The 13,757-nt window shown below is 46.1% G+C and carries 15 protein-coding genes and 1 riboswitch; of the genes, 4 read left to right on the top strand and 11 right to left on the bottom strand.

From position 1 onward, the window contains the following. Positions 1–223: 223 nt before the first annotated feature. Genes ON006_RS16560 through ON006_RS16550 form a run of 3 tightly spaced genes read left to right on the top strand, consistent with a single transcriptional unit; the run spans position 224 to position 1,642 of the window. On the top strand, positions 224–595 hold the full coding sequence (locus ON006_RS16560) for a Spi family protease inhibitor (protein WP_244822807.1): 372 nt from the start codon (positions 224–226) through the stop codon (positions 593–595). Positions 596–635: 40 nt separating this feature from the next. Then, a complete protein-coding gene (locus tag ON006_RS16555; RefSeq protein ID WP_244822808.1) occupies positions 636–1,175 on the top strand; it encodes a C10 family peptidase in 540 nt (179 codons plus the stop codon). Positions 1,176–1,189: 14 nt separating this feature from the next. Next, a complete protein-coding gene (locus tag ON006_RS16550) occupies positions 1,190–1,642 on the top strand; it encodes a hypothetical protein (RefSeq protein ID WP_267609882.1) in 453 nt (150 codons plus the stop codon). 7 nt (positions 1,643–1,649) lie between these two features. On the opposite strand, the gene ON006_RS16545 is transcribed toward ON006_RS16550, so the two are convergent. From ON006_RS16545 to thiS, 11 genes are all read right to left on the bottom strand, one after another. Continuing rightward, a complete protein-coding gene (locus ON006_RS16545) occupies positions 1,650–2,123 on the bottom strand; it encodes an NADH-quinone oxidoreductase subunit A (RefSeq protein WP_244822810.1) in 474 nt (157 codons plus the stop codon). A 91-nt stretch (positions 2,124–2,214) separates the two neighbouring features. Next, positions 2,215–3,096, bottom strand: a complete 882-nt coding sequence (locus tag ON006_RS16540) for a sulfite exporter TauE/SafE family protein (protein ID WP_244822811.1) — start codon at positions 3,094–3,096, stop codon at positions 2,215–2,217. 114 nt (positions 3,097–3,210) lie between these two features. Next, positions 3,211–4,350: an ATP-binding protein gene (locus ON006_RS16535; protein ID WP_244822812.1), complete on the bottom strand. Its 1,140-nt coding sequence runs from the start codon at positions 4,348–4,350 to the stop codon at positions 3,211–3,213. A 108-nt stretch (positions 4,351–4,458) separates the two neighbouring features. Continuing rightward, positions 4,459–5,400 carry a nitrilase family protein gene (locus tag ON006_RS16530; RefSeq protein ID WP_244822813.1) on the bottom strand — a complete coding sequence of 314 codons (942 nt, stop codon included), beginning with the start codon at positions 5,398–5,400 and terminating at the stop codon, positions 4,459–4,461. A gap of 74 nt (positions 5,401–5,474) precedes the next feature. After that, the gene (locus ON006_RS16525; protein WP_244822814.1) at positions 5,475–6,278 is read right to left on the bottom strand and encodes a helix-turn-helix domain-containing protein; all 804 of its coding nucleotides are present in this window, start codon (positions 6,276–6,278) and stop codon (positions 5,475–5,477) included. 23 nt (positions 6,279–6,301) lie between these two features. Next, positions 6,302–7,342 carry a HesA/MoeB/ThiF family protein gene (gene moeB, locus ON006_RS16520; RefSeq protein ID WP_244822815.1) on the bottom strand — a complete coding sequence of 347 codons (1,041 nt, stop codon included), beginning with the start codon at positions 7,340–7,342 and terminating at the stop codon, positions 6,302–6,304. Between the two features lie 39 nt (positions 7,343–7,381). Further along, positions 7,382–8,491, bottom strand: a complete 1,110-nt coding sequence (gene thiH, locus ON006_RS16515) for a 2-iminoacetate synthase ThiH (protein ID WP_244822816.1) — start codon at positions 8,489–8,491, stop codon at positions 7,382–7,384. Then, positions 8,481–9,248, bottom strand: a complete 768-nt coding sequence (locus tag ON006_RS16510) for a thiazole synthase (protein WP_244822817.1) — start codon at positions 9,246–9,248, stop codon at positions 8,481–8,483. The genes thiH and ON006_RS16510 overlap by 11 nt, the downstream gene beginning before the upstream one ends. Then, the gene (locus tag ON006_RS16505) at positions 9,242–10,798 is read right to left on the bottom strand and encodes a thiamine phosphate synthase (RefSeq protein WP_244822818.1); all 1,557 of its coding nucleotides are present in this window, start codon (positions 10,796–10,798) and stop codon (positions 9,242–9,244) included. The genes ON006_RS16510 and ON006_RS16505 overlap by 7 nt, the downstream gene beginning before the upstream one ends. Before the next feature lie 2 nt (positions 10,799–10,800). Beyond that, positions 10,801–12,684, bottom strand: coding sequence for a phosphomethylpyrimidine synthase ThiC (gene thiC, locus ON006_RS16500; protein WP_244822819.1), 1,884 nt, complete (start codon positions 12,682–12,684; stop codon positions 10,801–10,803). A gap of 42 nt (positions 12,685–12,726) precedes the next feature. Next, complete coding sequence (thiS, locus tag ON006_RS16495) at positions 12,727–12,933, bottom strand: sulfur carrier protein ThiS (RefSeq protein ID WP_244822820.1); 207 nt, start codon at positions 12,931–12,933, stop codon at positions 12,727–12,729. A 68-nt stretch (positions 12,934–13,001) separates the two neighbouring features. After that, positions 13,002–13,097, bottom strand: a riboswitch (TPP riboswitch). Positions 13,098–13,238: 141 nt separating this feature from the next. Here thiS and ON006_RS16490 point away from each other — a divergent pair. Further along, positions 13,239–13,742 (top strand): GNAT family N-acetyltransferase, encoded by a 504-nt coding sequence (locus ON006_RS16490; protein WP_244822821.1) that lies wholly within the window; start codon positions 13,239–13,241, stop codon positions 13,740–13,742. The last annotated feature ends 15 nt before the right edge of the window (positions 13,743–13,757 follow it).

Raw genomic sequence — 13,757 nt, 5'->3', positions numbered from 1 at the left:
TAATTTGAGTACGATCAAAATATGGAACGCAAAGTCTATATTTTTTGAACATCTGCCAAGCGATTGATGAAATTATAAGGCCTGGTTATGATTTTATAAGGAATGGTTATTGTGTTATAAGCGTGGCAGCTTGTTTATAAGTTCGGCATCAGGTCATTTTTGCAAAACATCCGGTCACTCACAAAATGTGACGTGCCAGGGTGGGTTCTAACATGCTATACCATTGAAAAAAGTACTGATTGGCCATGCATTATGTTTGTCTGTAACATTATTTTGCGGATGCAAAAATGAAAAACCTTACCCATTAGAAGAAGCAGAACAGTCATCTGTCGCGAGTCCATTTGAAATTTCCATTCACGACGCCATGGAAGTGGCCACACACTACCAGCCCACCGGGAACGATTCTACAGAAGCCAGAGCAAGAAAAGGATCTGTAACGGAAGAGATCGTAGATCAGGAAACTATTGTCGATTCTGTTGACAGGAAGCCGCTACTTTACATTATAAAAAAAGCACGTGGATTTACAATTGTTTCGGCAGACATGCACACCATGCCTGTGCTCGCTTACTCAGCTGAGTACGGCCGGGGACTGTGACGGCTGCGGAAGAAGAGTGGCTGGTTGCGGGCCAGTCGCGATGGCGCAAATACAGGAATTTTATCATCCTGATCTGTCCAGGCCTAGATTTACAAATGGGAAGTGCAATGCTACCACTGCTGGTGAAAGCAATTTAGGAACGCTTATGAAGGATATGGGCTCCAAAGCAAATTCCAGCTACAATTATATGGGCAGTTGTAACACCTTTACCTGGCCTAATAATGTAAAAAGCGGACTAACAGGTTACGGATTTTCGAGTGGTGGGTCAGGGATTGAGGCTTACCAGTATACCCAGATCAAAAGTGAACTGAATGGTAATCATCCATTGATTTTCTGGGGTTCTACGTGCTTGGATTGCTGGTCTAATTATCATGTATGGGTTTGCGATGGGTATCAGGAAAACAATTACAGCGACTTCAACTGTGCAACCAAGCAATGTAACGAATGGTCCTACAGTTTTTTGCACATGAACTGGGGCTGGGGAGATGAGTGGAATGACTACTATGCATTTGGTCAGTACAATCCTGATGGAGATCATTACAACGGTAATTTACATGTGATCAGTGGCATTAGACCTTAATGGTATGAAATGGTATGAAAAATAAAACTAAGTCATTCATGATAATCCTATCGCTCTTGCTAACAGCTGGTCGTTGCGATCCGCCGGAAGGTTGGGATGCTGGTGGGCCTATTGAGATGTATCTGCACGGGATGTGGAAACTTATAAAAGTCGTCACACCTACCGATACGCTAATAGGCTCACAGATTGGATACAATGAGATTTTGAATAACACCTATAAAGATGGGATCGGCTACGACAGTACTTTCAGAAACGACACAGTCTTTGCAGTGCATATCCGCCTCAAAAACCCTTTGCCTGTTTCAAAGACCAAGGATATGACAATCCTAATGTATTACAGAGGAGGCCTGCAGCGATTCCACAAAATAATTCGAACTAACTACATAACTACCCTAGAAACCTCGGATTACTTAAAGGAGGTGGGTACTGACGCCGATTCTGTGAAATATATTTACGGCAGATTTTGAAGAGGCTTTACGCTTTCTTGCTGTATTTTTCATTTACCTTTTGATACAAATCAGCGGGTACAGGAGAGTGAATTTCTGGTACCTGCGGTTTGGGGCGTACCCAGTCGAGGTAGCCTTTTGCCCAGGCGTAGGCAAGTCCAAAGATGAGTATTCCAATGAAAACGGTCATTTCCGCCATCGCAAACCAGCCCCATTGTCCGTCGGTTTGCCGGATCAATTCTTCGTTACCGAATACTACTGACCAGGGAAATAGAAACAGCAGCTCCACCTCAAAGAGGACAAAAATCAATGCAATGACGTAAAACCTGACATTAAACTGAATGTTGGCATTCCCCATTGGATCTTCTCCCGACTCGTAAGTAGTCAGTTTTTCTTCATTGGGATGGTTGGGGCGCAGTACTTTGGCGATTGTTAACATTACTCCCAGCAGGACGAGCCCGGCTATGATGAAAAGTAATATGTAACCAAAATCGGTGAGCATGATCAGAAACTTGTTTTCGCAAAACTACTCATTTTACATAAACACAATCCCAGCGGGAATAAAAAGAAGAGAATTGCTGCCCGCGAGCTATTTAGAAGCTCAGTAAAATGGTACGGATACTTAACCCGATCACCAGGCAGCCGACGATCAGCATCAGCGGTTTGCGTTTGATTTTGCCAACCAGCATCGCGCCAATCGGAGCAGCGATAACGCCGCCTACGATCAATCCCAAAACGACCTGCCAGCTGTTGATACCATTAAAAAGAAGGAATGTTACCCCACTGGCAAATGCAATGACGAACTCCGCCGCATTCACCGATCCGATGGTATACCTCGGGTCGCGACCCTGGCCAAGCAATGTAGAAGTGACAATGGGCCCCCAGCCACCGCCACCTACAGAGTCCAGAAAACCGCCGGTAGCCGCGAGTACGCCGATGCGTTTTGTCTTATTTTTGACCAATGTTTTTTGCAATGCTTTTCGGATAATGATCACGCCCAGAATAAGCATGTAAAAAGCGATATAGGGTTTGATCATGTTGCCGTCAATGACGTCAGATAGCAGGTATGCACCAACCACCGCACCTGCAACGCCAGGTATGAGCAAGCTTTTGAATAATTTCTTATTAATGTTTTTAAATCTGAAATGCGAGATAGCGGAAGCGCCGGTTGTGAACATTTCGGCAAAATGTACGCTGGCACTGCTCACTGCCGGTGTAACGCCGAGGCTGAGCAAAAAAGAGTTGGAAGTAACACCATAGGCCATTCCCAGCGCACCATCGACTAGTTGCGCACCCAATCCGACGAGCAGGTATAAAGCAAAATCGCCCGTCAGGAATGTGGTAAGATCTTGGCTGTCAATATGTATAGTTCCGTTGAAGAGTAATATTCCAAAAAGGAAGGCCAGAATGGTTGCCGGCACAATGTACCAGGCAGGGGAAGAGGGAAGTTTGAGCGACAGGACCTTTGCTAACATTGCAGTTCTTAATTTTGGAATAATAATCGCAAGACAAGACACAAAAGTAGTAAAACTATTTAATCTACGTAATTAATAGATTATTAAAATTTACTTAAACTCTTGTGTTGGCGCCTATATTTCTCCACTTACAAAATCAATGTAGTTTTCCTGCGTGATCCAGCCGGTCTTTGCTTCGGGGTATGCTTCTACAAAAGCTTTAGGGAATTTCACCTTATTATTGCTCCATTTGAACTCGTAGCCGCTCAGTTGTTCGTTTTGAACTTCCAACCAATCCAATTCCTGCTGGTCATAGGTCCGCCAGAAGTAAGTAAGGGGATTTGTTCTCTTATAGGAATTGCATTTAGCTCTCTCAGCAGCGAGGTAATTTTCCCACAATGAGCCTATATCCTGCCTTTGGTTTACTGGTAGGAAGTTGTTGATCAGGGCATTTCGGATGCCATTATCAAAGAAGTACCACTTGGATGATTTGGTTACCTCTTTTCTCAGGTTTCGGCTGAATCCGCCAATGCGGAAAATGATGAAAACTTTGGAAAATAGGTCAAGATATCGCTCTACCGTATTTCTGTCGATTTGAAGTGATTTTGATAATTCTTCATACGAAACTTCCTGGCCAGTCTGGTAAGCAACGAGTTGCAGTAACTGCAACATTTTGTGCGAATAGCGAACCTGCTCATACATCAGAATGTCTTTCAGCAGGTATGCATTGACTAAACTTTTCAGGTATTCAATTTTGTCATCTTCACTGGTCATTTGAAGCACGTCCGGGTAGGTGCCAAAAACCAGCCTGTCGTTGAGTTGCTGTTTTGTCTCCACATAGTTTTCATGCTTTGAAAGTTCAATTTGGGCTAATGGAAATAATTGGTAGCCGATTTGCCTTCCAACCAGCGGTTCCCCGGTTCTGTTCGATAATTCGAAAGCAGAAGAGCCACTTGCGATAATCGTCAACTTGGGAAAGGAGTCAATTAGCAGTTTAAGTGATTTTCCTATTTCCGGTACCATTTGAGCTTCATCCACAATCAAAAGATCAACATCGGAAACCCAGCGTTGGAAAGAGGCGACTCTTCGATCAGACAAAAGCGATACAGTATCCAGATCTTCACCATTCAGGAATAATGATTTTCCCGTAAATTCATTCTGTATCGTTTTGATTAAATGTGTCTTACCCACTCTTCTTGCTCCTGCCAAAATCAAAACTTTGTTGGATTTTAGCTTATCCGTCATTGCGGAATAAATATATCTGGAAAATGTCATAGCTAAATTCGTTGACTCTATTCAACAAATTTAGCTAAATTCATTGAGTTAATTCAACAAATTTAGCTAAATTCATTGAATATGTTCAACGAATTTAGGTTTTTACGGTTACAGCCAAATCACCCGTTGCTCCGAAATATGTTCCTTCCCAATAATTTTTCCATACAATTCTGGGCGGCGGGCTTGCAGGTAGCGGTGACCGCCGGCTTGTTGGAGTTTTTCGGGCGTGAAAGTGGCTATGGCGATGTTATTGCCCAGCTCCCGGCATTCTGCAATGATGTCTCCGAAGGGATCCAGGATCATAGAGCAGCCATTTTTTAACTGATCATCGTCCATACCGATCGGATTGGAGAAAACCGCATAAATAGCATTGTCATAAGCCCGGGCTGGCAGCCATTTCATCAGCCATGCACGGCCTTTCAAGCCATCAAATTCCTGACGGAGCGAGGTAGGATCGGCGGCGCGATTATGCCATAATGCGGGATCAACGAATCCTGCGCCTGGTCGGGTAGAAGGCGTACACATGGTTACGTGAGGCATAAAGATAATGTCGGCGCCAAGTAATTTTGTCGCACGCACATTCTCGATAATGTTGTTATCGTAACAAATCAAAATGCCGCATTTCCAGCCATAGAGGTCGAAAACGACGTATTTGTCGCCGGGAGTCAGGTGCGGATTAATAAACGGATGAAGCTTGCGGTACTTTGCGATCAGTCCGGTTTTATCGACACAGACGTAGGCTTTATATAATTTGTCATTTGAATCTTTTTCAAACAGGCCCGCGAGAATGGCGATATTATGTTTGGCTGCAATGCTTTGGAGTTTTTGAATGCTCGGCCCGTCGGGAATGAGTTCCGAAATGTCAAGCATTTGGTGCTTTGAAAGATTTCTGGCGAAGGTGTACCCGGTAATGGAACATTCGTGAAATGCAATGGCCTTGGCGCCTTTCAATGCGGCTTCTCCCGCGAGCTGATCAATGATTTGTAGATTATAATCTTTGTCGCCGCTCCTGTTCTCGAACTGGGCAGTCGCAATTTTAATGTTTTCCATAGCTTAGTTTTTTTGTCAAAAATAAGCTCCTATCGAATGATCGCTATTGTACAAACCCGACAAATTACGGTTGATTATTGAGACAACCGGATAAGGTTGGCAGCGAGGAGGTTACTACCGTTCATATATTGGCCTGGCGTCAATCCCGAAAGGCTTTTCAATTCCCTGTTGAGATGTGCTGGATCGTAAAATCCGCTGGTGTACAGCGCATCTGTGAGTGTTGTTTCCGAAGATCTGTTTCGCAGTAATTTTAGGAAATACTGTATTCTGGCAATGCCTGAGTACCTCTTGGGTGTCACGCCGATGTGCTCTTCAAAAACCCTTTGAAGCTGCCTTTCATGCACATTCAACATTGAAGCCAGGCGAACAACTGGCATGCCGCCGTGGTGTTCGTCTATCAGTTGTATAGCTTTGGTGGCCAATGCATTGTTCAATATTGGCTTGTGCAGCGCTGATATTAGGAAGTTTTCGACGGTACGGACCTTGTCGAGCGGGGTACAGTCATGCATTTGATCTAAAACCGATTCAGACCTCAGAAACGGAAAAGTATTCGTATCAATGATCTGGTTTTTCAGCTCGAAAGCGGGTATCCGCAACAATGCAGATGCCCCGTACGGATGAAGAACGGCTATCAGTAATTTGATTTTTCCAGTTGAAATTACATTCTGAAATACGTCAAGCTGGCCGTAGATAAAACTTTGGGGTAATGCTTCCGGGGCCGCAGCGTAACATTCCTGCCGGTAAAGCGGGTCTCCATTGTTGAAAACCATTCCCGTATTTCCGTCCGAAAATATGCGCAGCATCAGGCTGCTGTCATTTTCAAGAATTAGAAAATGCTTGACAATTCCGGAAAGGATAGGGGTTGATTTTACCTGCATAATCCTCTTCTTAAACTAAAAATTTACCAGTGTTGTGCCCAAAAACTACGGCCATTGAAACCGCTTTGCAAAAGTAACTTCGCTGCCTGCATGCTTCTTTTGCCACTTTGACAATAAAAAACAATGATTTTGTCTTTCGGGAAATCAGCAATGCTTTCAGGAATTTCGGACAACGGAATGTTCACACCACCAAAATTGTCCGCTTCAAACTCATTGTACTCCCGAACGTCAACCAAATGAATTTGATCGGGGGAAGTTTGCTGAATATTTTCAAATTCTTCATAGGAAATCTCCTCCAATTCCTGAACGGCAGGTACCTCTTTTTTTGGTTCCGCCTTTCGAGCTGGCGCAGTCGCATGTGAAAATTGAAAGACGGATGTCGCATTGGTCAATGCATTGATCACCATGAGCTTACCGGAAAGTGTCTCGCCAATTTCACAAATAATTTTGATCGCCTCATTTGTCATATAAGTACCCACGATCCCCGGCAGTATCCCTATCACCCCGGCCTCCGCACAGTTATCTCCTTCTTCCGCATCTGGAAAAAGACTGCGGTAATCCGGCCCGCCCTGGTAATTGAAAACGGAAACCTGACCTTCAAAACGTAGTATGGAGCCGAAAACGAGTGGCTTATTTAATGTCACACAAAAATCATTGACCAGATAACGGGTCGGGAAATTGTCCGAGCCGTCGATCACAAGGTCGTACCCTGAAATTATTTCAGAAGCATTGTTTTCACTAATTCTTACGGGATAAGGAACAATGTTGATGAAAGGATTGAGGAGCGAAAGCTTTTCAGCAGCGGTAACGGCTTTGTTTTTACCAACATCATTGTGATTATAAAGAATCTGACGGTGTAGATTCGTAACATCCACGGTATCGTCATCCACAATTCCAATGTGACCAGCTCCCGCCGCAGCCAGGTATTGCAGCACCGGACAGCCCAATCCGCCTGCGCCGATCACCAGCACTTTGGCGGCCTTTAATTTCTCCTGCCCGACCAAACCGACCTCGGGAAGCAGGATTTGCCGGCTGTATCGTTTGCGTTCCTGTGGCTCCAACATGGTTTTGAAATATCTGTTAACGAATCTATCAATTTCTTTTCAAACAAAAACATTGTCCCAATCTTTCCAGACCGGCTCATAGCCGCCCATTCGGATCATTTCTGCAATCTGGGCCGGGCTGCGTTCGTCCGAAATCTCAAATTGTTCCAATGAATCTGGTTCTACCGCATAGCCACCCGGGTTTGTCTTGGAACCGGCGCTGATCGAAGTCACGCCAAGCTGAATGCAATGGTTGCGGAATTTTTCAGATTCTCGCGTCGACAGCGATATTTCCACTTCCTCATTCATAATCCGGTAGGCACATATCAGCTGCACCAGTTCCTTGTCCGTCATTTCCACCTTCGGTTCCAGTCCGCCGGAAAATGGCCGCAGCCGTGGAAATGATAAGCTATAACGCGTTTGCCAGTAGGTTCGTTCGAGGTAATTTAAATGTAAGGCAGTAAAAAAACTGTCGGTACGCCAGTCTTCCAGGCCGATGAGCACGCCGAGCCCCATTTTGTAAATTCCCGCCCGGCCCAGCCGGTCCGGTGTTTCCAGCCGATAGTTAAAATTTGACTTTTTGCCTTTAGGATGATGTTTTCTATAATCCTCCTGATGGTAAGTTTCCTGATAAATCAGTACCGAATGCAGCCCCAGTGGAATCAGCTGCTCATATTCATCCTGATTCAATGGCTGCACTTCCATTGAAACCTGGGCGAAATGTGGGCGGATCAGGTCCAATGCTTTTTTGAAATAATCAACGTGGACGGTTTGGTTGGCCTCACCGGTAACTAGCAAAACATGCTCATAACCAAGGCTTTTGATCACTTCTACTTCTTTCAATATCTCGTCAGCATTCAGTGTCCGCCGCCGCACTTTGTTGTCAAGACTAAACCCGCAGTAGGTACAAATATTGGTACATTCATTGGACAGGTATAGCGGAATGTACATCTGGATGGTTTTGCCAAACCTTTTTTGCGTCAGCTCGCGGCTCAGCCGTGCCATCGGTTCCAGGTATCGCGATGCCGCAGGGGAAATCAATGCTTTAAAATCCTCCAATGTCCGTTTTGACACATGAAGTGCCGTTTCTACGTCCGCAGAGGTTTTGGAATAAATACTCTGCTTCACCTCATTCCAGTCGTGAAGTTCAAATTGTGCTCTAAAACTCATCTAAAAAGGCAGTTAAAGGACTGGTGGCTGCGGCGAAATTTCCCTTATTTCCTAGTCTGGCTTCAAACGCCATTCGCCCGGCTTGTACGGCCAGTTTGAATGCGGCCGCCATGGCCACAGGGTCACCGGCGACTGCGATGGCCGTGTTTACCAGCACCGCATCTGCGCCAATCTCCATGGCTAGGGCAGCGTCAGAAGGTGAGCCTATTCCGGCATCGACTACTACCGGTACATTACTTTGTTCAATGATAATTTCCAGAAAATCAATGGTTTTTAAACCTTTATTACTTCCGATAGGCGATCCCAGCGGCATTACCGCGGAGGCGCCTGCATTTTCCAGACGTTTGCACAGTACCGGGTCAGCGTGAATGTAAGGCAGGATTACGAAACCGAGTTTGGCGAGTTCCTCGGTAGCTTTCAGTGTCTCAATCGGATCAGGCATCAGATACTTGGGATCAGGGTGGATTTCCAGTTTCAACCAATTGGTTTCCAATGCTTCCCTCGCCAGTTGCGCCGCAAAAACGGCTTCTTTTGCATTCCTAACCCCCGAAGTGTTCGGTAACAAATGGATATGTGCATGTTTCAAATGCGTCAGAATATCGTCCTGCGTATTATTCATGTCTACGCGACGGAGCGCAACGGTGACCAGCTCGGAACCGGATGCGAGCAAAGCTTCTTCCATCAGGTCCGAGGAACTGAACTTGCCGGTGCCGGTAAACAACCGGGATTGGAATTCTTTATCTGCAATTTTCAGCATAATGTTGACTTGATTTTGCTTACAGTTTCTTTGATATCAGCGGATTGTAGCAAAGCCGAGGACATGGCTACTCCGTGTACACCTGTATTTTTCAGAGTGGCAATGTCATCCGGTACAATCCCTCCAATCGCTATAATTGGAGTGTGATGACCTGCTTTTGCCAATCTGTCCATCAATTTTTGATAGCCTTCCAAACCTAGTATCGGGCTGAGATTCTGCTTCGTAGTAGTGAACCGGTAAGGGCCAAGACCGACGTAATCGGCGCCCTCGTTGATCCTCAAAATAATATCTTCAAATGTATTGGCAGTTCCTCCGACGATCATTTCATTTCCAACGATCTTTCTGGCTTGTGGGATTTTCATGTCCGACAACCCAAGGTGCAATCCGTAAGCGCGCACTTCCTTGGCTATCAATGGAAAATCATTGATGATCAGTTTGGCATTGTAGCCGTCACACAGCTTTTTGGCCTTCAGCGCGAGGGGCAAGACATCCTCCTCCGACTGGTTTTTCACCCGCAGCTGTATCCATTTGCACCCGGCATCGAGCGCTTTTTGAATACTTTGCAAGTGTGAGAGGCCACTCTTTTGGCTGGATATGAAGTGTAGTTTCGCTATCGTATCGAGGTCTTTGCTTTGGCTAAAGCCATATGCGGTGTTTTGGGGCTCTTGGCTAGGAGCGCGCATGTTGTGAGCCCCAGGTCGAAACCTGGGGTTAGGTCTCTGACTCTGCTGATCTTGAGGGTTAGGGATGTGTACCCGATCGTCTCCTCCTGGCGACGTGCAACCAGGACCGCATATGTCATGATATCCAGACCGATACCCATCGGCATCAGCCCGCCTCTCATCAATCCCAGGTTTCAACCTGGGGGAAGGCGAGAGAGCCACCATATCCCCGTCTCCGGGTTTTAACCCGGAGCGACCCGCTGACGACTCTGGTACAAGCAGTTGTGATAACCTACGGAAGTTGATGACAGCATCTTCCGGCTGTTCCCAAAGCGCACCAAGTATAGCCGCACCATCAAAGTTCATCGCCTGAATGTTTTCAAGGTTAGAAGTGCCAATACCGCCGAGTGCGATCAGATTAACCGGTTTTTTGGTCAATTTGAAGTTATTGTTCACCACGCCGTGGTATCCCTTTTTTGATATACTGTCAAATACCGGCCCGAAAAAGGCGTAGGAAAAACAACTTGACAACGTGTCAAGTTGTTCTATATCATGGATCGATGTACTCAGCGTAAAGCCTCTTTTTCGCATCATCTGAAAATCATCCCATGACGTTGCCGCCCGCTCTTTTTCCGTAAAATGCAGTCGGAAAATGCCAAATTCTTCCGCCAGGCAATGGTATTGATGCAAACTGATGCGACTGTGGTACTTTTGGTCTATTTCACTAAGCAATTTTTTAACCTGCTCCCTGGTACTGTCCGGCTTTCGCAGATGCAGAATTTGCAGGCCATTTTCAAATAACTTATTGATCAGGCCAGCTTCATCCCGCAGCGATCCGGGGGGCGCACCCGGGCTTCCACCCGGATGCGATATCACGATTAATTTCATTTTTATAAATAAATTTCGCTGCCCTTGCTCGTAAACTCCCTTGATTTCGCCAGCATACCTTCTGAAATGGCTTCTTCTTCACCGAAACCATTGGATTCCGCATACTCCCGTACGTCCTGTGTGATTTTCATCGAACAGAAATTCGGGCCGCACATAGAGCAGAAATGCGCAATTTTAGCTCCTTCGGCCGGTAACGTCTCATCATGGAATTCTTTGGCAGTGTCAGGATCAAGCGAAAGATTGAACTGGTCTTCCCACCGGAATTCGAACCTCGCTTTGCTCAATGCATTGTCACGGTACTGGGCTCCCGGATGTCCTTTGGCCAGGTCGGCTGCGTGGGCGGCAATCTTATAGGTGATCACGCCGTCTTTTACGTCTTTTTTGTTTGGTAGCCCCAAATGCTCCTTCGGCGTTACATAACACAGCATCGCAGTACCAAACCAGCCGATCATTGCCGCGCCAATTGCCGAGGTAATGTGGTCATAACCAGGTGCAATGTCCGTCGTTAATGGTCCCAATGTGTAAAACGGCGCTTCCTGGCAATGTTCCAGCTGCTTTTCCATATTCTCTTTGATCAGGTGCATCGGTACGTGGCCGGGACCTTCAATAATGGTCTGAATGTCATGTTTCCAGGCGATTTTGGTCAGCTCTCCCAATGTTTCCAGCTCCGCAAATTGGGCGGCATCATTGGCATCGGCGATACTGCCGGGACGCAAGCCGTCGCCGAGCGAAAACGCTACATCATAAGCCTTCATAATCTCGCAAATGTCTTCAAAATGCGTGTAAAGGAAGTTTTCCTTGTGATGGGCCAGGCACCATTTAGCCATAATGGAACCACCACGCGACACAATTCCAGTAATGCGCTTGGCAGTAAGCGGAATGTACCGTAGCAATACCCCGGCGTGGATCGTGAAGTAATCCACGCCCTGCTCAGCCTGCTCGATCAATGTATCACGGAAAAGCTCCCAGGTGAGATCTTCTGCTTTGCCATTTACTTTTTCCAATGCCTGATAAATAGGCACGGTACCAATGGGAACAGGCGAATTTCTGATGATCCATTCACGGGTTTCATGGATATTTTTACCCGTCGAAAGATCCATAATGGTATCCGCACCCCAGCGACATGCCCACACTGCTTTTTCAACTTCCTCTTCAATGGAAGACGAAACAGCCGAATTGCCGATGTTAGCATTGATTTTCACCAGAAAATTTCTCCCGATGATCATGGGCTCGCTTTCGGGGTGGTTAATGTTATTGGGTAGTACGGCCCGGCCTGCTGCTATTTCCTGCCTTACAAATTCCGGGGTAATGTGGCCTTTCGGCGTGTTGGCGCCAAAGCTATGTCCTGCGTGCTGGTGGCCTAGAGTTCCCGCCTTTCCATTCAATTCGGCCATTTGCTGGTCAATGCGCTGGTTTTCACGGATCGCGATGTACTCCATTTCGGCTGTAATGATGCCTTTTTTCGCATAATGCAATTGCGATACATTTTGGCCCGGCAATGCACGAAGCGGCTTGCTAATGTGAGCAAAGCGCAAATGGTCGAGACTGGTATCAGACAGGCGCTGCTTTCCGTATGCCGACGAAATACCTGGTAATTCTTCCACATCCTGTCGGTTTCGGATCCATTCGGCCCTCAACGCAGGTAGTCCTTTTTTTACATCAATGTCAATGTTCGGATCAGTGAATGGGCCGCTGGTGTCGTACACTGTAACGGGAGCGTTTTTCTCAGCTGCGCCAAGCCGCCCGTGGTGCCGGGTGTCGGTTAGTGAAATTTCACGCATCGCCACGGAAATGTCATGGATCTCACCTTTTACATATATTTTTCTTGAATTGGGAAAAGGCGTGCGCGTGATCGCTCCGGCCTCAGGTGTTTTTTCAGTTTTCATAAAAAATCAGGATGAATAATTTGAAGATTGGAATAGACAGGATCAGCCGCCCTGGGTGGCTTTGATCAGCATGACCTGATCATTGGAATGAAGCAAACGGGTAGCCCACTCTGATCCGGGAACGACAGACTGGTTAATAGCGACCGCTATCCCTTTGACCGGCGGGCCGGGAAAAAGGGAAGACAAAAGGTGCTGAACAGAAGACTGTTCAGGAATTTCTTTGGATTGACCGTTAATGATGATTTCCATTCCGAATTGTGTTTTGTAATAAAACTTCAGGAATGGACCTTTCAGGAAAGATTCATTGAGATACAATAGTAGTATCTCTTACTTTTCCCTTCGGCAGTACTAACTGCATCAGGTTCAAAGGGTATTATCTCAGTCCGCATGTCGGGACACCCCTAAAGTCAGGACAAAGCTATTCTAAAATCGGGATTTTCAAAAAAAATCATTCGATTCGTTGCGTTGATGGTCAGTCTGGCACTCAATTTTTTAAAATTATCGGGTAACTTTAAGCCCAATATTTCAACCTGACAACGACCTGATTTACTTTGATGGATCTTATTATCAGAAGTGCAGCTCCCAAGGATTTGCCTTCCCTGTTAGAAATTATTAACCACGCTATACTCAATACTACCGCTATTTACGATTATGAGCCTCGAACGATGGAGCAGCAAAAGGCATGGTTCGAACAAATGTTTTACGACGGTATGCCAGTGATCGTGGCGGAACTGGAAGGGGAGGTGATCGGATACGGTTCGTATAATATTTTCCGGCCAAAAATCGGGTACAAGTTCAGTGTAGAACACTCCATTTATCTCGATGAAAAATCACGGGGAATGGGTGTAGGAGGAAAATTGCTGGGCAGCCTTATCCAGCGCGCGCGGGAATCTGGCCTGCACACCATGATCGCCGGAATCGACGCCGCCAACCGCGGAAGCATCGAATTTCACAAAAAATATGGCTTTGTAGAAAAAGGCTACCTCAAAGAAGTAGGCTACAAATTCGACCAATGGCTAGACCTTGTCTTCATGCAACTTTTACTGGAAGAGGATTGAAAACGAGACTTGGCA

This window comes from Dyadobacter pollutisoli, assembly GCF_026625565.1.
Lineage (GTDB): Bacteria > Bacteroidota > Bacteroidia > Cytophagales > Spirosomataceae > Dyadobacter > Dyadobacter pollutisoli.
The sequence above is the reverse complement of the archived record's forward strand: the minus strand, read 5'-3'. Positions and strand labels throughout refer to the sequence as shown.